This is a genomic window from Kitasatospora sp. NPDC048540 (genome assembly GCF_040651175.1).
GTDB lineage: Bacteria > Actinomycetota > Actinomycetes > Streptomycetales > Streptomycetaceae > Kitasatospora.
In genome coordinates, this window is the sequence record NZ_JBEZIR010000036.1 from 49,853 (window position 1) to 71,819 (window position 21,967).

22 protein-coding genes are annotated in these 21,967 nt (G+C 73.0%); 16 read left to right on the forward strand and 6 right to left on the reverse strand.

The annotated features are described in order from the left end of the window. Positions 1-103: 103 nt before the first annotated feature. Positions 104-1,255, reverse strand: coding sequence for an MBL fold metallo-hydrolase (locus AB0D08_RS16975; RefSeq protein ID WP_033819328.1), 1,152 nt, complete (start codon positions 1,253-1,255; stop codon positions 104-106). 269 nt (positions 1,256-1,524) lie between these two features. Between AB0D08_RS16975 and fabG the strand changes: the two genes are divergently transcribed. Next, positions 1,525-2,244 carry a 3-oxoacyl-[acyl-carrier-protein] reductase gene (fabG, locus tag AB0D08_RS16980; protein ID WP_033819359.1) on the forward strand — a complete coding sequence of 240 codons (720 nt, stop codon included), beginning with the start codon at positions 1,525-1,527 and terminating at the stop codon, positions 2,242-2,244. Positions 2,245-2,249: 5 nt separating this feature from the next. Continuing rightward, positions 2,250-3,017: an enoyl-ACP reductase FabI gene (gene fabI, locus AB0D08_RS16985; protein ID WP_033819329.1), complete on the forward strand. Its 768-nt coding sequence runs from the start codon at positions 2,250-2,252 to the stop codon at positions 3,015-3,017. 109 nt (positions 3,018-3,126) lie between these two features. Here the strand turns inward: fabI and AB0D08_RS16990 are convergent, their stop codons facing one another. After that, the gene (locus AB0D08_RS16990; RefSeq protein WP_359889522.1) at positions 3,127-3,795 is read right to left on the reverse strand and encodes a FadR/GntR family transcriptional regulator; all 669 of its coding nucleotides are present in this window, start codon (positions 3,793-3,795) and stop codon (positions 3,127-3,129) included. A gap of 84 nt (positions 3,796-3,879) precedes the next feature. On the opposite strand from AB0D08_RS16990, the gene AB0D08_RS16995 reads away from it, so the two are divergent. From AB0D08_RS16995 to AB0D08_RS17005, 3 genes are all read left to right on the forward strand, one after another. Next, positions 3,880-5,217 carry an MFS transporter gene (locus AB0D08_RS16995; protein ID WP_033819331.1) on the forward strand — a complete coding sequence of 446 codons (1,338 nt, stop codon included), beginning with the start codon at positions 3,880-3,882 and terminating at the stop codon, positions 5,215-5,217. Between the two features lie 20 nt (positions 5,218-5,237). After that, positions 5,238-5,360, forward strand: a complete 123-nt coding sequence (locus AB0D08_RS17000) for an SGM_5486 family transporter-associated protein (RefSeq protein ID WP_359889525.1) — start codon at positions 5,238-5,240, stop codon at positions 5,358-5,360. 90 nt (positions 5,361-5,450) lie between these two features. After that, the gene (locus tag AB0D08_RS17005; RefSeq protein ID WP_033819332.1) at positions 5,451-5,978 is read left to right on the forward strand and encodes a histidine phosphatase family protein; all 528 of its coding nucleotides are present in this window, start codon (positions 5,451-5,453) and stop codon (positions 5,976-5,978) included. Positions 5,979-6,079: 101 nt separating this feature from the next. Here AB0D08_RS17005 and serB read toward each other — a convergent pair whose 3' ends face one another. Continuing rightward, positions 6,080-7,336 carry a phosphoserine phosphatase SerB gene (gene serB, locus AB0D08_RS17010; protein WP_051812043.1) on the reverse strand — a complete coding sequence of 419 codons (1,257 nt, stop codon included), beginning with the start codon at positions 7,334-7,336 and terminating at the stop codon, positions 6,080-6,082. 245 nt (positions 7,337-7,581) lie between these two features. Between serB and AB0D08_RS17015 the strand changes: the two genes are divergently transcribed. The 3 genes from AB0D08_RS17015 to AB0D08_RS17025 all read left to right on the forward strand — a co-directional run bounded on the left by AB0D08_RS17015 (position 7,582) and on the right by AB0D08_RS17025 (position 12,134). Next, positions 7,582-10,200, forward strand: coding sequence for an FHA domain-containing protein (locus AB0D08_RS17015; RefSeq protein WP_359889529.1), 2,619 nt, complete (start codon positions 7,582-7,584; stop codon positions 10,198-10,200). A 118-nt stretch (positions 10,201-10,318) separates the two neighbouring features. Then, positions 10,319-11,485, forward strand: coding sequence for a GAF domain-containing sensor histidine kinase (locus AB0D08_RS17020; RefSeq protein WP_033819334.1), 1,167 nt, complete (start codon positions 10,319-10,321; stop codon positions 11,483-11,485). Further along, positions 11,478-12,134 (forward strand): response regulator transcription factor, encoded by a 657-nt coding sequence (locus tag AB0D08_RS17025; RefSeq protein ID WP_033819335.1) that lies wholly within the window; start codon positions 11,478-11,480, stop codon positions 12,132-12,134. The genes AB0D08_RS17020 and AB0D08_RS17025 overlap by 8 nt, the downstream gene beginning before the upstream one ends. Positions 12,135-12,175: 41 nt before the next feature. On the opposite strand, the gene AB0D08_RS17030 is transcribed toward AB0D08_RS17025, so the two are convergent. After that, positions 12,176-12,970, reverse strand: a complete 795-nt coding sequence (locus AB0D08_RS17030) for a hypothetical protein (protein WP_359889532.1) — start codon at positions 12,968-12,970, stop codon at positions 12,176-12,178. Between the two features lie 194 nt (positions 12,971-13,164). Between AB0D08_RS17030 and AB0D08_RS17035 the strand changes: the two genes are divergently transcribed. From AB0D08_RS17035 to AB0D08_RS17065, 7 genes are all read left to right on the forward strand, one after another. After that, positions 13,165-13,956, forward strand: coding sequence for an ABC transporter ATP-binding protein (locus AB0D08_RS17035; protein ID WP_033819337.1), 792 nt, complete (start codon positions 13,165-13,167; stop codon positions 13,954-13,956). A gap of 142 nt (positions 13,957-14,098) precedes the next feature. Then, entirely contained in the window at positions 14,099-14,521 is a 423-nt protein-coding gene (locus tag AB0D08_RS17040; protein WP_033819338.1) for an NfeD family protein, read from the forward strand. 9 nt (positions 14,522-14,530) lie between these two features. Then, the gene (locus AB0D08_RS17045; protein ID WP_033819339.1) at positions 14,531-15,556 is read left to right on the forward strand and encodes an SPFH domain-containing protein; all 1,026 of its coding nucleotides are present in this window, start codon (positions 14,531-14,533) and stop codon (positions 15,554-15,556) included. A 234-nt stretch (positions 15,557-15,790) separates the two neighbouring features. Continuing rightward, positions 15,791-16,558, forward strand: a complete 768-nt coding sequence (locus tag AB0D08_RS17050) for a sulfite exporter TauE/SafE family protein (RefSeq protein WP_033819340.1) — start codon at positions 15,791-15,793, stop codon at positions 16,556-16,558. A gap of 139 nt (positions 16,559-16,697) precedes the next feature. Further along, positions 16,698-16,877, forward strand: coding sequence for a DUF1272 domain-containing protein (locus tag AB0D08_RS17055; protein ID WP_359889535.1), 180 nt, complete (start codon positions 16,698-16,700; stop codon positions 16,875-16,877). A gap of 74 nt (positions 16,878-16,951) precedes the next feature. After that, a complete protein-coding gene (locus AB0D08_RS17060; protein ID WP_033819342.1) occupies positions 16,952-17,248 on the forward strand; it encodes a 4a-hydroxytetrahydrobiopterin dehydratase in 297 nt (98 codons plus the stop codon). A gap of 99 nt (positions 17,249-17,347) precedes the next feature. Next, complete coding sequence (locus tag AB0D08_RS17065) at positions 17,348-19,378, forward strand: PQQ-binding-like beta-propeller repeat protein (protein ID WP_359889538.1); 2,031 nt, start codon at positions 17,348-17,350, stop codon at positions 19,376-19,378. 116 nt (positions 19,379-19,494) lie between these two features. Here the strand turns inward: AB0D08_RS17065 and AB0D08_RS17070 are convergent, their stop codons facing one another. After that, entirely contained in the window at positions 19,495-20,004 is a 510-nt protein-coding gene (locus AB0D08_RS17070) for an HNH endonuclease (protein WP_033821052.1), read from the reverse strand. A 247-nt stretch (positions 20,005-20,251) separates the two neighbouring features. Between AB0D08_RS17070 and tyrS the strand changes: the two genes are divergently transcribed. Beyond that, a complete protein-coding gene (gene tyrS, locus AB0D08_RS17075; RefSeq protein ID WP_359889543.1) occupies positions 20,252-21,517 on the forward strand; it encodes a tyrosine--tRNA ligase in 1,266 nt (421 codons plus the stop codon). 198 nt (positions 21,518-21,715) lie between these two features. On the opposite strand, the gene AB0D08_RS17080 is transcribed toward tyrS, so the two are convergent. Next, positions 21,716-21,967, reverse strand: a 252-nt coding sequence (locus tag AB0D08_RS17080; RefSeq protein WP_359889539.1) for a hypothetical protein, incomplete at its 5' end; no start/stop codon positions are given.

A 21,967-nucleotide genomic window follows, 5' to 3' on the forward strand; every position in this document is an offset into this window, starting at 1 on the left:
CGCATCGCATCATTTCCCGTCCAGCCGTTTGTGGCCAGGGAATTTCGGGCCGCGGCGGGTCGGCCCGGCCGCGCCGGTCCGACCCGCCGTCACCGGTCCGCCGTCAGATCACCGTCTCCCACCAGCCGTCCAGCTCCGGCGGGTTGTCCACGTCGACCCGCTGGCCGGGCCGCGGCACCACCAGCGGGACGGCCTGCGCCTTGGCCTCCGCCAGCAGCCGCTCGATCGGCTCCGCCCACGGGTGCAGGCCCAGGTTGAAGGTGCACCAGTGCACCGGGATCAGCAGCTCGGCCCGCAGGTCCAGGTGGGCCCGGACGGCGTCCTCGGGCGTCATGTGGATGTCGGGCCACGCCACGTCGTACGCGCCGATCTGGACCAGCGCGGCGTCGAACGGGCCGTGCTGCTCGCCGATCCGGGCGTAGCCCTCGAAGTACCCGGAGTCGCCGGTGTAGTAGACCTTCCGGGTCGGGCCGGCTATCACCCAGGAGCCCCAGAGGGTGGTGTTGCGGGTGGTGCCGCGGCCGGAGAAGTGGTGCGCCGAGGTGAGGGTGAGGGTCAGCTCGCCGAGGGTGCAGGTCTCGTCCCAGTCCAGCTCGATGATCCGGTGCTCGGGCACGCCCCAGCGGCGCAGGTGGCCGCCGATGCCGAGCGGCACCGCGAACGGCGCGGACTGCAGCTCGACCAGCTGCTTGACGGTCGCCATGTCGAGGTGGTCGTAGTGGTCGTGGGAGATCAGCACCGCGTCCACCGGCGGCACCTCGGCCAGCGCGACGGGTACCGGGTGCAGCCGCTTCGGGCCGACCTGGTGGACGGGGGAGCAGCGGTCGGACCAGATCGGGTCGATCAGCACCCGGGCGCCCTCGACCTCGACCAGCGCGGAGGCGTGCCCGTACCAGACCACCTCGACGCCCTCGGCGGCCGGGCGGGCGGCGCCGCCGGCGGCCCGCTCCAGCGGCACCGGCAGGCTGGGGCGGCGGCCCGCCCGGTCGTCCAGCAGCATCCGGCGGAAGGTGTCGCCGTCGGGGCGGCCGGGCTCCTGCTGCGCCAGCGCGCTCGGGGCGTTGTGGAACACCCCGTCGCGGAACTGCGGCGAGTTGCGGACCCGGGCGTCCTTGCTGCCGTCCGGCCGGCGGCCGAACGCGGCCGGCAGGTCGCGCAGCGACCAGGCGGCGGCGCCGGCCGCGGTGGCCAGCGCGGTCAGGGCCAGCAGGCGGGCACGTCGGCCGCTGCCGCTGTTACGGGGGTGGTTGGTCATCCGCGTTCCGCTTCCCTTGTGTGGGTTCTCCGGCCGCCCGGCCGGCTGCTCACCGTGCCTCGTGGGGTGCGAGGCCCAGTGGGCAACGGGTGTGACCGGTCCATGGTTCCCCCTCGGGGGCCTCCCGGGCCAGGTCCGGCCGTACGTATTGTCGGGAAGCGACAGATACCGCGAGGCGTACCTGTCGGAGCCGTATGGGCCCGACCTTCGGCCGGACCGATACCGTCACAGTGCGTACGCATGCAGGTCAACCAGGAGAGAGGTGGATGGTGAGCCGCTCGGTTCTCGTCACCGGAGGCAACCGGGGCATCGGCCTCGCGATTGCCCAGGCCTTCGCCGAGGCCGGCGACAAGGTCGCGATCACCAGCCGCTCGGGCGAGGTCCCGGAGCAGCTGGCCAAGTTCGACGTGCTCGCGGTCCGCTGCGACATCACCGACGCCGCGCAGGTCGATGCGGCGTTCACCGAGGTCGAGGCCGCGCACGGACCGGTCGAGGTGCTGGTCGCCAACGCCGGCATCACCAAGGACACGCTGCTGCTGCGGATGACCGAGGACGACTTCACCTCGGTCCTGGACACCAACCTCACCGGGACCTTCCGGGTGGTCAAGCGGGCTTCGGCGAAGATGCTGCGGGCCCGAAAGGGCCGGGTCGTGCTGATCTCCTCGGTGGTCGGTCTGACCGGCTCGCCCGGGCAGGTCAACTACGCAGCGTCCAAGTCCGGCCTGGTCGGGTTCGCCCGGTCGCTGGCGCGCGAGCTCGGCTCGCGCAACATCACCGTCAACGTGGTCTCCCCGGGTTTCGTGGACACCGACATGACCGCCGTGCTCACCGACGAGCGCCGCGCGGAGATCGTCGCGGGCGTGCCGCTGGGCCGCTACGCGGCGCCCGCCGAGATCGCCTCGGCCGTGCGCTTCCTCGCCTCGGACGAGGCCGCATACATCACCGGAGCCGTCGTTCCCGTCGACGGCGGATTGGGCATGGGTCACTGACCGACATGAGCGGAATCCTTGCAGGCAAGCGGATCCTCATCACCGGTGTGCTGATGGAGTCCTCCATCGCGTTCCACACCGCCAAGCTGGCCCAGGAGCAGGGCGCCGAGGTCATCCTGACCGCCTTCCCCCGCCCCAGCCTGACCGAGCGCATCGCCAAGAAGCTCCCCGCCCCGGCCAAGGTGCTGGAGCTGGACGTGTCCAGCGAGGAGCAGCTCGCGGGCATCGCCGACCAGGTGCGCGAGCACCTGCCGACCCTGGACGGCATCGTCCACTCGATCGGCTTCGCCCCGCAGGACGCGCTGGGCGGCAATTTCCTGAACACCCCGTGGGAGTCGGTCGCGACCGCGATGCACGTCTCGGCGTTCTCGCTGAAGTCGCTGACCATGGCGCTGCTCCCGCTGATGCAGGACGGCGGCTCGGTGGTCGGCCTGACCTTCGACGCGCAGTTCGCCTGGCCGAAGTACGACTGGATGGGCCCGGCCAAGGCCGCGCTGGAGGCCACCTCCCGCTACCTGGCCCGTGACCTGGGGCCGCGGAACATCCGCTGCAACCTGGTCTCGGCCGGTCCGATCGGCTCGATGGCCGCCAAGTCCATCCCGGGCTTCGGCGAGCTGGCCGACACCTGGAACCACCGGTCCCCGCTGAAGTGGGACCTGAACGACCCGGAGCCGGCCGGCCGCGGTGTGGTCGCCCTGCTCTCGGACTGGTTCCCGAAGACCACCGGCGAGATCGTCCACGTCGACGGCGGTCTGCACGCGATCGGCGCCTGACGCCCCGCGTCCCGCCCCGAAGCACCACTGCCCGGCCCGCTCCTCGGAGCGGGCCGGGCAGCGTGCTGTGGCGGGTGCTGTGGTGGGTGCGTGCGCGGCGGGCGGCGGGTCAGCCGTCCTGCCCGCAGCCGATGGCCCGGCCGGCCTCGGCGGAGGCGGCCTGGGCGTCCATCGCCCGGATGGCGTCGATGATGCCCCGGTGGTCGAGGAAGCGGTCCGGCGTGAGCTCGGGGCCGACGTCGCGGCGCAGGTGGGCACGGGTGACCTCGCCGAGGTCGGCGTAGACCGCGGCCAGTACGTCGTTGTGGGCCGCGGCCACCACGGCCTGGTGGAAGGCGGCGTCCGCCTGGACGAAGTGCTCCGGGTCGCCGGCGTGCCAGGCGGCGTCCCGGCGGGTCAGGGTCGACTCCAGCAGCTCCAGGTCCCGGTCGGTGCGGCGCAGCGCCGCCAGCCCGGCGGCGGCGGTCTCCAGGGTCGCCCGCAACTCGGCGACCTGCGCGCCGTCGGCGTCGGCGAACCGGCGGTGCATCACCCCGGCCAGCTCGCTGGTGGCCAGCACGTAGGTGCCGGAGCCCTGGCGGATGTCGAGCAGCCCGTTGTGCGCGAGGGCCCGCACGGCCTCGCGGACGGTGTTGCGGGCCACCCCGAGCTGTTCGACCAGCTCCGCCTCGGTGGGGATGCGCGAGCCGACCGGCCACTCGCCCGAGGTGATCTGGGCGCGCAACTGCGCGATCACCTGATCGGAGAGCGGTGCGCGACGCGTGGTCGACAGGGCCATGGGTCAGGGCTCCTTGCTGCTGTGGTGAGGGTCTCCAGGATACCGGCGTGCATTAATTCATCCCATGATTCTATGATGGCCGCTATGGCGACCGCAGCAGACACCACCACGACCGAGGGGCCCGCGTCCGGGGCACCGCACCACGCACCCTCCGAGCACGCACCCGCCGAGCACCCCGCCGCCGACGCGACCACGCCCGCCGGCACCCGCTCCCGCCACCTCTCCTGGCTGCTGGCGGCCGCCATCGTGGCCGCGGCCCTCAACCTGCGCCCGGTGGTCACCAGCCTCGGCCCGCTGCTCGACCAGGTCCGCTCCGGCCTCGGGATGAGCGCCACGGTGGCCGGGCTGCTCACCGCCGTCCCCTCGCTCTGCTTCGCCGGCTTCGGCATCGCCGCGCCCGCGCTGGCCCGACGGACCGGACCGATCGCGGTGGTGGCCGCCGGCATGGGCGCCATCGCCGTCGGCCTGCTGGCCCGCGCGTTCACCGGCTCCACTGCCCTGTTCCTGCTGCTCACCGCCGTGGCGCTGGCCGGGGTCGCGGTCTCCAACGTGCTGCTGCCGGTGGTCATCAAGCGGTACTTCCCGGACCGGGTCGGCCCGATGATCGGCCTGTACTCGATGGCGCTGTCGGTCGGCACCTCGGCCGCCGCGGCGGCCACCGTCCCGCTGACCTCCGCGCTCGGCGGCAGCTGGCGGCTCGGCCTCGGCGTCTGGGGCCTGCTGGCCGCCGCCGCGCTGGCGCTGTGGGCAGTGACGGCCTTCCTGCGCCGCGACCGCGGCGAGGCCGGCCCGAACCGCCCGGGCGCCGCCAAGCTGCCCATCCTGCGCAGCCGCACCGCCTGGGCGCTGGCCGTCTTCTTCGGCCTGCAGTCCACCAGCGCGTACGCCGCGATGGGCTGGCTGCCCAAGATCTACCAGGACGCCGGGGTCTCCGGGTCCAGCTCCGGGGTGCTGCTGGCGATCGTGATGGCGATCAGCGTGCCCGCCTCCTTCGTGCTGCCGAACCTCGCGGTGCGCCGCGGTGACCAGCGGATCTTCGTCGTGGTGCTGGCCCTGTGCGGGATCGCCGGCTACACCGGCCTGGCGCTGGCCGCCGGTACCGCGTCCTGGCTGTGGGCCTGCCTGGTGGGCCTGTCGATGTGCGCCTTCCCGCTGGCCCTGACCATGATCGGCCTACGCGCCCGCACCCCGGGCGGCGTCGGCCAGCTGTCGGCCTTCGCCCAGAGCGTCGGCTACCTGATCTCGATCCCCGGCCCGATCCTGATCGGCAGCCTCTACCAGTGGACCGGCGGCTGGTACCTGCCGCTGGGCTTCCTCGCGGTGCTGCTGGTCCCGCAGATGGCGGTCGGTCTGCGGGCCGCCAGGGCCAGGCACATCGAGGACGAGGCGCAGCCCGCCGCCCCCGGGCGGGTGGCGTCGTAAGGGATGGCAGACTTTCCGGTATGCCAGTTCTCGAACCCAACCCCCCGAACGGCCAGAAGAAGCTGCTGCAGCTGCTCGGCATGATCGCCGGCGTCGTGGTGGTGGTGGCCGTGGTCGCCATCGTCGCCGCCAACCTCGGCTGACGGTGGCCCACCGCAACCGCTCCACTCCTGCGGGTGGCGCCGCCGTGGAGCCCGCGCCCGGCGGCTGATTTTCTGCGAAGCTCTGGGGGTATGAGCGCCGACACACCCCGAAGGATCATCGTTCTCCGCCACGCCCGGGCGGACTGGCCCAACCAGGTCGCCGACCACGAGCGCCCCCTGGCCGACCGGGGCCGTGTCCAGGCCACCGAGGCCGGCCAGTGGCTGGTCGACTCCGGCATCAACCCCGACCACGTGCTCTGCTCCTCCGCGCTGCGCACCCGGGAGACCTGGAAGCTGGTCGCCCACGAGCTGCCCAAGCGGCACCGCAGGACGGTGTTCGAGGAGCGGGTGTACGAGGCCAGCCCCGGCCAGATCATCGAGGTCCTCCAGGAGACCCCGGACGACAGCGCCGACCTGCTGCTGGTGGGCCACAACCCGGGGGTGCTCGGACTCACCCAGGTGCTCGCCGGGGACGCCGGCGACGCCGACGCGCTCAACCGGCTGCGGCTGAACGGCTTCCCCACCGGCGCCATCGCGGTGCTCAGCTTCACCGGCCACTGGAAGGGCATCGAGCCCGGCGCGGCCCAGCTCGACTCGTACCACACGCTGCCGGAGTAGGCCGGCACACGGCGAAGGCCGGGACCGCCACGGTGGTCCCGGCCTTCGCCGTCGTGTGCCGGCGTGCCCGTCCGGTGGGCACGGCCACCGGACGGGCGCGGTCACTCGGTGGGCGTGCCGTCCAGCTCGTCGGCGGCCTCGACCTCTTCGCGGGTGATGCCCAGCAGGTACAGCACGGTGTCCAGGAACGGAAGGTTCACCGCCACCTCGGCGGCCTCCTGGACCACCGGCTTGGCGTTGAAGGCCACCCCGAGCCCGGCCGCGTTCAGCATGTCCAGGTCGTTGGCGCCGTCCCCGATCGCCACCGTCTGGGCCAGCGGCACCCGGGCCTGCTCGGCGAACCTGGCCAGCCAGCGGGCCTTGCCGGCCCGGTCCACGATCTCCCCGGTGACCCGGCCGGTGAACTTCCCGTCCGCCACCTCCAGGGTGTTGGCCGCCGCGAAGTCCAGCCCGAGCAGCTCCACCAGGTGGTCGGTGACCTGGGTGAACCCGCCGGAGACGATGCCGACCTGGTAGCCGAGCCGCTGCAGGGTACGGATCAGGGTGCGGGCGCCCGGCGTCAGCCGTACCTCGGTGCGGACCTTCTCCACCACACCGGCGTCCAGGCCCGCCAGCAGCGCCACCCGGGCCCGCAGCGACTCCGCGAAGTCCAGCTCGCCGCGCATCGCCGCGGCGGTCACCTCGGCGACCTCCTGCTCGCAGCCGGCGTGCGCCGCGAACAGCTCGATCACCTCGTCCTGGATCAGCGTGGAGTCGACGTCCATCACCACCAGGCGCTTGGCCCGCCGGTGCAGCCCCGCCTCCGCCACCGCGACGTCCACCCGCTGGGCGGCCGCCTCCTGGGCGAGCTCGGTGCGCAGCACCTCGGTGGGGACGCCCGAGACGGTCAGCTCGACCGCGGTGACCGGGTACTTGGCGAGCCGGAACACCCGGTCGATGTTGGCGCCGACGTCGGAGATCCGCCCGCTCAGCGCGGCCACGGCGGCGGCGGTCAGCGGATGGCCGAGCACGGTGACGTGCGAGCGGCCCTCCCGGCGGGGCCGGTTGTCGCCGAGCCCGGAGATGATCTCGGTCTGGAGCTTCATCTCCTCGGCCCAGCGGTGCACGGCGACCCGCAGCTCGCCCTCGGCGTCCGCGGCGTGCGGGGGAGTGACCAGGGTGCAGAGCGTTATCCGCCCCCGGGTGACCATCTGCTCGAAGTCGATCACGTCGACGCCGAAGTCGGAGAGCATGGTGAACAGGCCCGCCGTGATACCGGGGCGGTCCTTGCCGAACACCTTGACCAGCAGCGTGCGCTCGTCGGCGGTCCGGGACTGTGCGGCGGGGAGAGGCTCAGCGGCCGGATCAGTTGCGTCCATGGTGCCTCCCACGCTACCGGGCCGGAGGCCGGGCCCACCGCACCGGTCCGCACCCTGGGACGGCCGGACCGTTCGCCTGCACCGCCCGTGTCACCGGCCCCCACGAGCTGTGTTGCCACCCGGTCACAGTCTCCTAGGTGACTTTCAGGTACGGCACAACGGCTGGAATGATTCCCCCCGTCACATCACATGACCCCCGCGACCGGGGGCGAACCGGGGGACCGAGAGAGCGGGGCAGGCCGACAGTGCCGCAACTCGTACTGGAACTCAACGGGCAGCGGCGGGTACTGGAACCCGGCCGCAGCTACACCATCGGGCGGGATCCGAACTCGGACCTCACGTTCGACGACGCCAGGGTCTCCTGGCGGCACGCCACCATCTCCTTCACCGGGGCCGCCTGGCAGCTGGACGACCACGGCTCCACCAACGGCACCTTCGCCGGCGGCACCCGGACGCTGCACGTCCAGCTGTTCCCGGGCAGCGTGGTCAACCTGGGCAACCCGGAGAACGGCCCGCGGCTGAGCTTCAGCGCCCCCGCCGCCGCACCCGCGGCCCCGGCGGAGGCCGCCGGCTCCATCCACGAGGCGACCACCCGCCGGGCCACCCCGGGCGCCCCGCAGCCGTGGACCGCCCAGCCGCAGCCGCCGGTCCAGCAGCCGGCCGCCCAGCAGGCACCGGCCCAGCAGCCGCCCGTGCAGCAGCGCTGGGACGCACCCACCCCGCAGCCCGGCTTCCCGCAGCAGCAGTCCTTCCCGGGCGAGCCCGGCGAGTTCCGGACCGGCCCGCAGCACGCGCCGGTACCGCAGCAGGCGCACCCCGGCCAGGCGGCCCCGGCCCCCGGCCTCGGCAACCCGACCATGGTCCGCAGCCTCACCGCCGGCATGCGCACCATCCGGATCGGCCGCGCGCTCGACAACGACATCGTCGTCTCCGACCTCCAGGTCTCCCGCCACCACGCCGAGCTGCGCCAGCTCGCCGACGGCCGCTGGGAGATCGTCGACCTCGGCAGCCACAACGGGATCTTCCTCAACGGCCAGCCGGTCCAGCGTCAGCTGATGGGCCCGCAGGACCGGCTCACCGTCGGCCACTCCAGCTTCGTGCTGGTCGGCGACCAGCTGCAGGAGTTCGTCGACACCGGCGCCGTCACCTTCTCCGCCCACCACCTGACCGTCGAGGTCGACCACAAGGGCGGCAAGAAGGTCCTGCTCAACGACGTCAGCTTCTCCGTCCCGGAGAAGTCCCTGGTCGCGGTGATCGGCCCGTCCGGCTCCGGCAAGTCCACCCTGCTGCGCGCCCTCACCGGCTACCGCCCGGCCGACCGCGGCGAGGTCCGCTACGACGGCCGCAACCTGTACAAGCAGTTCGCCGAGCTCCGCTCCCGGATCGGCCTGGTGCCGCAGTCCGAGATCCTGCACAAGGAGCTCACCGTCCGCAGCGGCCTCAAGTACGCCGCCCGGCTGCGCTTCCCCGGCGACACCGAGCCCGCCGAGCGCGAGCGCCGGATCGACGAGGTGCTGTACGAGCTGCGCCTGGACAAGCGCGCCGACAACCGGATCACCGCCCTGTCCGGCGGCCAGCAGAAGCGCGTCTCGGTCGCCCTGGAGCTGCTCACCAAGCCCTCGCTGATCTTCCTGGACGAGCCCACCTCGGGCCTCGACCCGGGCATGGACCGCGAGGTCATGCAGACCCTGCGCGGCCTCGCCGACGACGGCCGCACGGTCCTGGTGGTCACCCACTCGGTGGCCGAACTCGCCCTGTGCGACCGGCTGCTGGTGATGGCGCCGGGCGGCTCGGTGGCGTACTTCGGCCCGCCGGCCGAGGCCCTGCACTTCTTCGGCTACGAGACCTGGGCCGACGTCTTCCAGGCCTTCGAGAACTACCCCGACCACGACTGGGCCGGCCGCTACCGCGGATCCGTGCACTACCAGGAGTACTCGGCCAACGTGGACGCGGTGGCCGCCCAGAGCGCGCCCAACGTGCACACCCAGGTGCGCCCGCCCAAGCCGCAGAGCTGGGGCTCCCAGCTGTGGACGCTGATCCGCCGCTACCTGGCGGTGATCGCCTCCGACAAGGGGTTCATCGCGCTGTCGCTGCTGCTGCCGCTGGTACTGGGCGGGGTGTCGACCGTCATCCCGGACAAGTGCGGCCTGGCCGCCTGCGCCGGCAGCGGCCGCAACGACGTGGCCCGGATGATCCTGCTGGTGGTCGCGTTCGGCGCCTGCCTGTCCGGGTCGGCCAACTCGGTCCGTGAGCTGATCAAGGAACGGGCGATCTACGAACGGGAACGGGCCACCGGCCTGTCCCGGTCGGCGTACCTGATGTCGAAGATCATCGTGCTGGGCGCGATCAGCTTCGTCCAGGGCGGGCTGATCTCGGCCATCGCCTTCAAGGTGCGCACGCTGCCCGCCGAGGGCCTGATCTTCACGCACTCCCCGGCGCTGGAGATGTCGATCGGCGTCATCCTGCTGAGCTTCACCTCGATGATGTTCGGCCTGGCGATCTCCTCGCTGGTCAAGACGGCCGAGAAGACCATGCCGCTGCTGGTCATGTTCGCCATCGTCCAGATGGTGATGACCGGTGCGATCTTCCAGCTCTTCGACAAGCCGGGCCTGGAGCAGCTCGCCTGGCTGATGCCCGCCCGCTGGGGCGTCGCGGCCAGCGGCAACACCCTCGACCTGGCGCACATCTCGCCGGTGGTCGCGGTCCGCCCGCCCGAGCAGCCGCCGATCGACCCGCTGTGGGACTACTCGGCCGGCCACATGATCCTCAACTGGATCGCCCTGATCGTCCTGTCCACCGGCCTGGCCTTCGCCATCCAGCGCTTCCAGAAGCGCCACGAGCCCGACGTCATGCAGAAGGGCTGATCCCGCCCCGCACCCCCCGCACAGTCGCTGTCGGCCCTCCTCCCCACCGGTCCTAGTCCCCGGGGAGGAGGGCCGACGGCTGACGCGGCGCGGCGGTGCCCGGCGGTAGCGTGAGGGCATGTCGTTGGAGAACGCCCACCCCGGGCCCGGCTGCGACCCCTGCCTCGGCGGCATCGAAGCGATCAGCTCCGCCGTCCTGGGCATGAGCCGCCACCTGGAGGTCCGCGAGGTGCTGCGCCGGATCACCGCGTCCGCCCGCACCCTGCTGAACGCCGAGTACGCCGCCCTCGGCGTGCCCGACGACCACGGCGGCTTCGCCCAGTTCGTGGTCGACGGCGTCAGCGACGAGCAGTGGAAGGCCATCGGCCCGCTGCCCCGCCAGCACGGCGTCCTGGCCGGCATGCTGCACCGGCTCACCCCCACCCGGCTCAAGGACGTCCGCCGGGCCCCCGACTTCGGCGGCTGGCCGCCCGCCCACCCGGAGATGACCGACTTCCTCGGCATGCCGATCCTGGACGGCACCGAGGTGCTCGGCGCCCTCTTCCTCGCCAACAAGCAGGGCTCCACGGCCGGCTTCACCGCCCACGACGAGGAACTGCTGCGGATCCTCACCGCCCATGCCGCCCTCGCCCTCGGCAACGCCCGCCTGTACGAGCGCAGCCGCGAACTCACCCTGGCCGGCGAACGCGCCCGGATCGCCCACGACCTGCACGACGCCGTCTCGCAGAAGCTGTTCTCGCTGCGTCTGACCGCCAAGGCCGCCGCCACCCTGGTCGACCGCGACCCGGCCCGCGCCCGGGCCGAACTGGCCGAGGTGGCCCGGCTGGCCGCCGAGGCGGCGGACGAACTGCGCGCCGTGGTCGTCGAGTTGCGCCCGGCCGCACTGGAGGAGGACGGCCTGGTGGCCACCCTCGCCTCGCAGGTCCAGGTGCTCGACCGGGCGCACAGCGCCGAGGTCAGCTTCCGCCCGGCCGAGGTCCGGGCCCTGCCGCCGGCCCGCGAGGCCGCCCTGCTGCGGGTGGCCCAGGAGGCCCTCCACAACGCGTTGCGGCACGCCGGGGCGCGGGCCGTCACCGTCTCGCTCACCGGCACCGCCGACCGCGGCGCGGTACTGCGGATCACCGACGACGGCCGGGGCTTCGACCCGGAGTCGGTCCGCCGCGGCGGACGCCACCTGGGCCTGGTGTCGATGCGCGACCGGGCCGCCTCCGTCGGCGGCCGGCTCACCCTGGAATCCGCCCCGGGCAAGGGGACGGTCGTCGAGATGGAGGTCCCCGGTGCCTGACACCGACGCACCGATCCGCGTCCTGGTGGTCGACGACCACCAGGTGGTCCGGCGCGGCCTGCGCACCTTCCTGGAGGTCCAGGACGACATCGAGGTGGTCGGGGAGGCCGCCGACGGCGCCGAGGCCGTCGCCCGGACCCAGGAGCTCGCCCCCGACGTCGTGCTGATGGACCTCAAGATGCCCGGCGTGGACGGCATCGAGGCGCTGCGGCTGCTCAAGGAGGACGGCAGCCGGGCCCGGATCCTGATCGTCACCAGCTTCACCGAGCACCGCACCATGGTCCCCGCCCTGCGGGCCGGCGCCGCCGGGTACGTCTACAAGGACGTCGATCCGGAGGCGCTGGCCGGAGCGATCCGCTCGGTGCACGCCGGGCACGTGCTGCTCCAGCCGGAGCTGGCCGCGGCCCTGCTTGCGGACAGCGGGCCGCACGTCCCGCAGGGCCGCGGCGGCACCCTGACGGACCGTGAGCGCGAGGTGCTTGGCCACATCGCGGCCGGCCGCTCCAACCGCGAGATCGCCCGCGCGCTGCACCTCTCGGAGAAGACGGTCAAGACGCACGTCTCCAACATCCTGATGAAGCTCGACGTCGCCGACCGCACCCAGGCCGCCCTCTGGGCGGTCCGCAACGGCGCGGCCGGCGAGCCCTGACGGGTGTTGACCCTCCGGGGCGCCCCTGATGGGGCCTGGGGTCAGCGTTCGTCGGTCATCGCGTTGTAGGCGGCGACCTGGGCACGGCGGGCGGTGCGCTCCAGCGGGGCCAGGGTGGCGCGGCGGGCGGCCATCTCGGAGGCGCTGACGGCCGCGCCGTGGCTGCCCGAGGCGATCGACAGCAGCGCCGACACCTGGCGGGCCGACTCCAGGATCCGTACCGCCCGCGGCGGGTAGCCGGGCGCCAGCAGCTCGGCGTGCCCGCGCCGCCGGTACGCCTCCAGTGCCCGCAGTGTCTCGGGCCCGGCCCCGGCCACGTCGAGGCGGGCCAGCAGCGCGGTCGCCTCGCGCAGCCCGTCGGCGAGTTCGCGCTCGGCCTCGTGCAGCGACGGCACGTCGGCGGGCGGCCCGTCGTTCACCTCGGTGCAGCGCCACAGCACGGTGGCCGAGCGGTCCCCGGCCGGCCCGAACACCTCGACCTCGGGGACCAGCCCGACCGGCACCCCGACCGCCAGCACCGCCTCGCCGGCGCCGAGCGCCAGCGCGTTGAAGGCGGCCGGCCCGGTCAGCCCCAGCGGGTGCCCGGCCGTCGGCAGTGCCAGCCGCAGCCCCTTCACCCCCAGCACCCGCAGCCGCCCGAGCGCCCAGGTGAGCCCGTGCAGCTCCCCTTCGGCGTCGCCCGGCAGCCCGGTCACCCGGTGGTTCTCGTCGGTGCCCAGCACGGCCGCCGCCGCGTCGTCGGGCGAGGCGGCGCCGCTCAGCAGGGCGTTGCCCCAGGCGGTCAGCCGGCCCGATCGCGGCTCTTCGTACGGATTCTCGGAAGGAGTAGCGAGCATCCAGCCAGCCTACGGACAACGCCGACATCCGGGTGGCGTAGGTTTGCCCTGTGCGTGCGCCGCACCCGCTCCCCGCCCACCGGTCGGCGGAGTAGGCTGCCCGCCCGCACGGACTGTCGACACGACTGGACCGCACCCCTGGGCCTTCGCGCAGGCCCCAGGACGGCCGAATCTGCATTGGGGAAGGCGTAGGCATGAGCGACGTGCTGGAGCTGGTGGACGTATCCGTGGTCCGGGAGGGCCGCGCGCTCATCGACCAGGTCTCCTGGTCGGTCGCCGAGGGCGAGCGCTGGGTCATCCTGGGCCCGAACGGCGCCGGCAAGACCACTCTGCTCCAGGTCGCCGCGACCTACCTGTTCCCGACCTCGGGCGCCGCCGCGGTGCTCGGCGAGAAGCTCGGCGAGGTGGACGTCTTCGAGCTGCGCCAGCGGATCGGCCTCGCCAGCGCGGCGATGTTCGAGAAGCTGCCCGCCGAGCAGACCGTGCTGCAGTGCGTGCTCACCGCCGCGTACGGCATGACGGTCAGCTGGCGCGAGCAGTACGACACCACCGACGAGCAGCGTGCGCTGGCCCTGCTGGACCGCCTCGGGATGTCCGAGTACACCACCCGCAAGTTCGGCACCCTCTCCGAGGGCGAGCGCAAGCGCACCCTGATCGCCCGCGCCCTGATGACCGACCCCGAGCTGCTGCTGCTGGACGAGCCGGCCGCCGGCCTCGACCTCGGCGGCCGCGAGGACCTGGTCCGCCGGCTCGGCGCGCTGGCCCAGGACGCGCACGCCCCGGCAATGGCGATGGTCACCCACCACGTGGAGGAGATCGCGCCGGGCTTCACCCACGTCCTGATGATCCGTCAGGGCAAGGTGCTGGTGGCCGGCCCGCTCGACACCACGCTGACGGCCCGCAACCTCTCGCTCTGCTTCGGCCTCCCGCTGACCCTGGAGCGGCACGGCGACCGCTGGTCCGCGCAGGGCCTGCCGCTCGGCTGAGCCCCGCGACGCGCGGCCCGGCACGCGGTACTGAACAACTGAACTTCGGCTGAAGCGGGCCGGTCGTACGTGCGGCCGGTTTCCGCCCGTCCACCTGCGGGAACTTTCCGCCGCAAGACCGTTCCCTCCCTAGGATGGACCTGTGGACAGCTGGATCTGGTGGCTCCTCGCCGCCGTCGGCCTGGGCATACCTCTGGTGCTCACGGCCATGCCGGAGTTCGCCATGTTCGCGCTCGGCGCCGGCGCGGCGGCCCTGGCGGCCGCGCTCGGGGCGGGGGTGGTCCTCCAGTTCCTGGTGTTCGTGGGGGTCTCCGTCGCCCTGCTGGTACTGGTCAGACCGGTCGCGTACCGGCTGCTGCAGAAGGGGCCGCAGATCCGCACGGGCGTCGATGCGCTCCCGGGCGCCTCGGCGGTGGTACAGGAGAGGGTCGACGGGGAGGGCGGCCGGATCAAGCTCAACGGGGAGATCTGGTCGGCCCGCGCGCTCAACCCCGGCAGCGTCTACGAGCCGGGGCAGCAGGTCGACGTCGTCGAAATCCAGGGCGCAACCGCCCTGGTCGTCTAGGGGAGAGTCGTGGAACCCGTCCTTATCGTGCTGGTCGTCCTGGTCGTGGTGGCCTTCATCGCACTGATCAAGACGATCCAGGTCATCCCGCAGGCCAGCGCGGCGATCGTGGAGCGCTTCGGCCGCTACACCCGCACGCTCGGCGCGGGGCTGAACATCGTGGTGCCCTTCATCGACACCATCCGCAACCGGATCGACCTGCGCGAGCAGGTGGTCCCGTTCCCGCCGCAGCCGGTGATCACCTCGGACAACCTGGTCGTCAACATCGACACCGTCATCTACTACCAGGTGACCGACGCCCGGGCCGCCACCTACGAGGTCGCCAGCTACATCCAGGCGATCGAGCAGCTCACCGTCACCACGCTGCGCAACATCATCGGCTCGATGGACCTCGAGTCCACCCTGACCTCCCGCGAGGTCATCAACGCCGGCCTGCGCGGCGTCCTGGACGAGGCCACCGGCCGCTGGGGCATCCGGGTCAACCGGGTCGAGCTGAAGGCGATCGAGCCGCCGACCTCCATCCAGGACTCGATGGAGAAGCAGATGCGCGCCGACCGGGACAAGCGCGCCGCGATCCTCACCGCCGAGGGTTCCCGGCAGGCCGCCATCCTGCGCGCCGAGGGCGAGAAGCAGGCCGCGGTCCTCCAGGCCGAGGGTGAGGCGCAGGCCGCGGTGCTGCGCGCCGACGGTGAGGCCGCCGCGATCCGGACGGTCTTCGAGGCCATCCACGACGGCGACGCGGACCAGAAGCTGCTCGCGTACCAGTACCTGCAGACCCTGCCCGAGCTGGCCAAGGGCGACTCCAACAAGCTCTGGATCATCCCGAGCGAGGTCGGCGACGCGCTCAAGGGCCTCGGCGGTGCCTTCACCGGTCTGACCGGCGGCGGGAACGGCGCGGCGCCCGCCGCGGCGCCGAGCGGCCGCATCCCGGTCGACCCGACGGCGGGGCCGCGCCCGGTGGACACCGACACCAAGTCGGCGGCCCGCCCGCGGGTCGAGCCGACCCGCGAGTACCCGAAGATCGACCCCGAGTGACCGGGACACCCCGCCGGTAGCCGTACCGGAACCGCCCCGAGGGCCCGCACCGCACCGCCGGTACGGGCCCTCGGGCCGTCCGGGCACCGGCCGTCCGGCCGTGCGAGGTCCGGCCGTGCGAGGTCAGGGGTCCGGGGTCCGGCCGTCCGGGGTCCGCATCCTGGATGGCCGCTGGCCCGTCCGCCGCTCCCTCCGGCATGATCGTCCCGACAGGACCGAGCGAGGGGATGGCAGATGACACTCTGGGAGGGTGTGGCCGTGCTGCTCGCCGGTGTGGGCGCCGGCACCATCAACACCATCGTCGGCTCGGGCACCTTGATCACCTTCCCGGTCCTGCTGGCGGTCGGCCTGCCCCCGGTGACCGCCAACGTCTCCAACACCCTCGGCCTGGTCCCCGGCTCGCTCAGCGGCGCCATCGGCTACCGCCGCGAGCTCACCGGCCAGCGCCGCCGGCTCGCCCGGCTCTCGGTCGCCTCGCTGATCGGCGGCCTGGCCGGCGCCGTCCTGCTGATCCGGCTGCCGGCCGAGGCCTTCGACGCGATCGTCCCCGTCCTGATCCTGCTCGCCCTGGTCCTGGTGGTCCTCCAGCCCCGGGTGGCCCGTGCGATGGCCGCTCGCCGGGCGAACGGCGACGGCGCGCCCGCCGAGGAGGTCGGCCCGGTGCTGTTCACCGGCGTCCTGCTGGCGGGCGTCTACGGCGGCTACTTCGGCGCCGCCCAGGGCGTCCTGCTGCTCGCGCTGATGGGCATGCTGCTGCAGGACTCGATGCAGCGGATCAACGCCACCAAGAACGTCCTCGCCATGATCGTCAACGCGGTCGCCGCGGTCTTCTTCCTCTTCACCTCCACCATCGACTGGACCGCCGTCCTGCTGATCGCCGTCGGGTCCGCCGCGGGCGGCCAGCTCGGCGCCAAGGTCGGCCGCCGGCTGCCCCCCGCGGCGCTGCGCGGCCTGATCGTGGTGGTCGGCCTGGTCGCGGTCGGCCGGATGCTCTTCGGCTGACGCACCCGAACGGTGCCGTCCTCGGCGGAACGCCCTGCTCAGCCCACACCCCAGGCGCACTCGATCAGGCTGCCCCACCCTCGTACCGGTGGACCGCCCTGATCCACCGTCACCCGCCACCCCACCCGGGAGGACCCCGATGGCCCTGGAAATGCGCGAGATCTGCGAACGCTGCGAGGTGTCGCTCAAGGCGGACGGCCCCGCCTTCATATGCTCCTACGAGTGCACCTTCTGCCCGGACTGCACCGGGGCGATGGCCGCCACCTGTCCCAACTGCGGTGGCGAGCTGCTCACCCGGCCGCGACGGACCACCGGCTGACCCGGAGGCCCGGACGACGGGCCCCGCCGCCGCCCCCCGGCCGACCGGCCGGGACCAACGAGAGGTACCGACGCATGAGCAGGGTCAGGCTTACGGAGGACGAGATCGCCGCAGGCCTGGCCGGCCTGCCCGACTGGCGGCGCGAGGGCGACTCGATCGTCCGCACCGCGGAGACCGCGAGCTTCCCGACCGCGATCCGGGTGGTCGACGCGGTCGCCGAGGACGCCGAACGGCTGGACCACCACCCCGACATCGACATCCGCTGGCGGACCCTGCGGTTCGTGCTCTCCACCCACAGCGAGGGCGGCCTGACCGCCCTCGACCTCACCCTCGCCGGGCTCATCGACCAGGCCCTGCGGACCGCCGACTGACCCCCGGTCAGCGCCCACCCGAGCCCGCGGCGGCGGGCCCGTCCCGTCCACCATGAGATGCTGGCACACGGCAGCACGCAGTCGGGACGGACGGAACGCATGGCTCAGGACCATCCCCCAGCCTCGGGCCAGGGATACCCGCACGACACCAACGGGCAGCAGCAGCCGGTCGGCTACGACCAGCAGCAGCCCTGGTATCCCCAGCAGACCGAGGCCGCCACCGGGTGGGCGCCGGACACCGGCTACCAGCAGCAGCCGTACGGCACCCAGGCCGGAACCCCGGCCTGGCAGCCCGGCGACCAGTGGGAGAACGCCGCCCCCCAACCCGACCCGACGGCCGGCTACTACCAGCCGTACCAGGCCGAGCAGTACGGCTACCCCGCTGCCCCCGGTCACCCGGCCGGGGCCGGCCAGGACCAGCAGCTGTACGCCCCCGCGGACACCGGCGACGGCTACGGCGGCTACCTCCCCTACGACAGCGCCCCGGCCGCGCCGGCCACCACCGGGTACGACAGCGGCCACCCCGACCCGGGCGGCTACGCCGCAGACGGGACGTCCACCGCGTACCCGCCCTTCCCCCCGGCCTCGCCGCCCGACCCCGCCGTAGCGGCCGGGCCGGACGGTGCCGGCGCGGGCGTCGGCACCGGCGTCGGCGCGGGCACGGCTGACGGTGCGCCCGGCAGCGGTGGCCCGGGCACGGCGGACGACCGCGGGCCGGACTCCGGCCCCGGAGCCGCCGCGGCCGCCAAGCCGTCGCTGCTGGACCGCGCCAAGGCGGCCGCCGCGAGCGCCGCCGGCGCCGCCAACGGCTCCGGCGAGCAGGCGCCCAGCCGCCGGGCCCTCGCGATCCGGGTCGGCGCGGGCGTCGCCGCGCTCGCCGTCCTGGTCACCGCGGGCGTCCTGGTCACCGGCGAGGACGATCCGGCCAAGCCCGCCGCCGACGCCCCCGTCAGCCAGAACATCGCGGTCGCCCACGACAAGGCCTGGGCCGCCCAGCCGGCCACCGCCGCGCCCGACGGCAGCGACGACACCCTGGCCGGCAGCTGGCTGCTGGCCGACGCGGTGGTCCGCGCCGACGGATCCGGCGTGCACGCCTACGGCCTCGCCGACGGCAAGGCGACCTGGACCCTCCAGGCACCCGCCGACGGCGCCGTGCCCTGCGGACTCAGCCCCAGCGTCAACGCCAAGGGCCTGGGCGCCGTGCTGTTCCGCGCCGCCGCGGACCCGAAGCTGCCCTGCACCACACTGGCCGCCGTCGACACCAAGACCGGCAAGGCCGTCTGGACCAAGGCCGTCTCCGACACCAAGGACGCCTACGCCGCGCACGTCGCCGTCACCGACGACAAGGTCATCGCGGTCGGCGACGACCGGGCCGCCGCCTGGGCGGCCGAGGACGGCAAGGACGTCTGGCAGTACGCGGGCCAGGGCAAGTTCTGCACCCTCTCCGGCGGCGCCGGCGGTACCACGGTCGTGCTGCACAGCAGCTGCGCCGACTCGACCCCGGTCGACCAGGCCGTGGCCCTGAACGCCGCCGACGGCAAGGTCACCTGGTGGCGCGGCCTGAACAACCAGCCGAAGACCGTCACCGTGCTCTCCGCCGAACCCGCCGTGGTGCTCACCACCGGGGAGAAGCCGGCCGACGACCGGGTCTTCGCCTGGGGGCCGAGCGGCGACCCCGCCGCCGAGATCCCGGTCGCGGCCGAGAGCGGCCGACTGGAGGTGGCCCGGGGCACCTTCGACGCCGTCCCCGGCGTCTACTTCCACGAGCACACCATGATCGCGACCGTCACCCCGGCCGACCCCGCCGGCGCCCCGGCCGTCGCCGCGTACGACCTCACCACCGGCAAGTCCGTGTGGCGCACCCCGGTCGCCGAGAAGCGCAAGTCCCGGCCGGTCGGCCTGGACGGCTCGGGCCTGCTGCTCGCCGTGGACGAGCGGCTCGACCAGCCCGCCCACATCAGCCGCTTCGCACTGACCGGCGGACAGGAGACCCAGGGCGGCGCCTTCCCGCCCGGTACCGGCTCGCTGCTCACCTCGGGCCGCCTGCTCGCCGGCGGCGAGAAGGTCGTCGCGATGCCGGAGCACGCGTTCAACTTCGGCGTCGCCACCGCCTTCCGCAGCAAGGGCTGACGCCCGCCACGGACGGCGGTGGGACGTAGGGGTGGGCCGACCTGTCCCCCGACCGGGTCGGCCCACCGGCTCCGTGTGCCGCCCACCGGTCCCACGGACCGCCGGGCGGGCCCTCCCTAGGCGGTGGCCGGCAGCCAGGCGGCCAGGTCGCCGAGGTCGCCCTCGCGCAGCCCCAGCGCGAGCATCAGGGTGGCCTCCGGGGTCGGCTCGAACGGCCGCCGCAGCAGCCGCATCCCCGCCTGCTCCGGTGTCCGGTCGGCCTTGCGCTGGTTGTCCTCGGCACAGGCCGCGACGGTGTTCAGCCAGCTGTCCGCGCCGCCGCGGGACCGCGGGACCAGGTGGTCCACGGTGCTCGCCCGGCGTCCGCAGTACGCGCAGACGTGCTGGTCCCTGACCAGCACGCCGCGGCGCGACCACGGGGCCCGTTGTCGGAACGGCACCCGGACGTACCGTTGCAGTCTGATCACCCGGGGCACCGGGACGGACACGCCGGTACCGCGCACCACGCGCAGCGGATGGGCCTGCTCGACCACGGCCTTGTCCTGCAGTACGAGGACCACGGCGCGCTTGAGCGAGACCGTGGTCAGCGGCTCGTAGCTCGCGTTCAGTACCAGCGTGTTGCGCATCTTCAGGCCACCTCCCTGCAGCACGTGCCGACGGCACGGCCGCCCCTCACCGCCGCCACCCGGCGGTGGGACCACTGTGACCGTGAGCCACCCGCGGAACAACGGAATTTCCGCGCCCCCGCGCCGACCGGCCGAAACCCGCCGGCGCCGACCGCGTACTCTCTAAGACGCTGGATCCGTCCGGCGTACGGCCCGACCGAACGGGCCGGCGGCGCACCGGACGCCCGACCGAAGGAGAAGCGTGACCGTGACGGACATCGTCGACGAGCTGCGGTGGCGTGGGCTGATCGCCCTGTCCACCGACGAGGACGCACTGCGCAAGGCGTTCGCGGACGGCCCGGTCACCTTCTATTGCGGCTTCGACCCGACGGCCCCTAGCCTGCACCTCGGCAACCTGGTGCAGATCCTCACCATGCGCCGCCTCCAGCAGGCCGGAAACCTCCCGCTCGGCCTGGTCGGCGGAGCCACCGGCCTGATCGGCGACCCCAAGCCGACCGCGGAGCGCGTCCTCAACGACCCCGAGACCGTGGCGGCATGGGTCGACCGCCTGCGCGGCCAGATCTCCCGCTTCCTCGACTTCGACGGCGAGTACGCGGCGCGCATGGTCAACAACCTGGACTGGACGTCCGGGATGTCGGCCATCAGCCTGCTGCGCGACATCGGCAAGTACTTCCGGGTCAACAACATGATCGCCAAGGAGGCCGTGGCCCGACGGCTCAACTCCGACGCGGGCATCAGCTACACCGAGTTCAGCTACCAGATCCTCCAGGGCATGGACTTCCTGGAGCTGAACCGCCGGTACAACTGCACCCTGCAGACCGGCGGCAGCGACCAGTGGGGCAACCTCACCGCCGGCACCGACCTGATCCGCAAGGCCGACGCCAAGTCGGTGCACGCGCTGGCCACGCCGCTGATCGTCAAGGCCGACGGCACCAAGTTCGGCAAGACCGAGTCCGGCACCGTCTGGCTCGACCCCGAGCTGACCACCCCCTACGCCTTCTACCAGTTCTGGCTGAACGCGGACGACCGGGACGTCTCCAACTTCCTGCGCATCTTCTCCTTCCGTACCCGGGAGGAGATCGAGGAGCTGGAGCGCGAGACCGCCGAGCGGCCCGCCGCCCGCCTCGCCCAGCGCGCCCTGGCCGAGGAGCTCACCTCGCTGGTCCACGGCGAGGAGCAGTACGAGCGCGCCGTCGCCGCGTCGAAGGCGCTTTTCGGCCAGGGTGAACTCGCCGACCTGGAGCCGGCCACCCTCGCGGCAGCGCTGGCCGAGGTCCCCAAGGCGACGGTCACCGAGCTCGGCCAGATCGTCGACCTCCTGGTGGAGACCGGCCTGGCACCGAGCCGCTCGGCCGCTCGCCGCACCATCAAGGAAGGCGGCGCCTACCTCAACAACGCCAAGGTCACCGATGAGGAGGCCACCGCCGCCGCATCCGACCTGCTGCACGGCCGCTGGCTGGTGCTGCGCCGGGGCAAGCGCAACCTGGCCGCGGTGGAGCTGGCCGCGCACTGACACCGGGCAACGGCATTCCCCGTTGCCGAGCCACCGTCAGGTGGCCGCGGAGACGGGCGGGTTGACCGTCGACGTCAGCCATGAGGGGCCGGATCCAGCCAGATCCGGCCCCTCATGTTTGACTCGACCGACACCTGGGCGTAACGTAGTCCGAGTCGCCTGAACGGCCGAGGCCGAAGGTGACGATCCCCCAAACTCTCACTCGAGCGACACGTCGCGCACCTTTTCGATAGCCATCGGAACGGAAAAGCGGGCCGAATAACTCTGGTAGAGTTCGGGAGCGCCGAAAGGCAATAGCGAAATTCGATGAACGAAACTCCGGAAAAACGGAGCGGAAAACATCTGATAAGCTTGAAACACGAAAGAACGAAGCGCCCGGAGGGCCCGCTGGAAGGCGGTCCGAAGGAAGTGTCCGTTCCTTGAGAACTCAACAGCGTGCCAAAAGTCAAC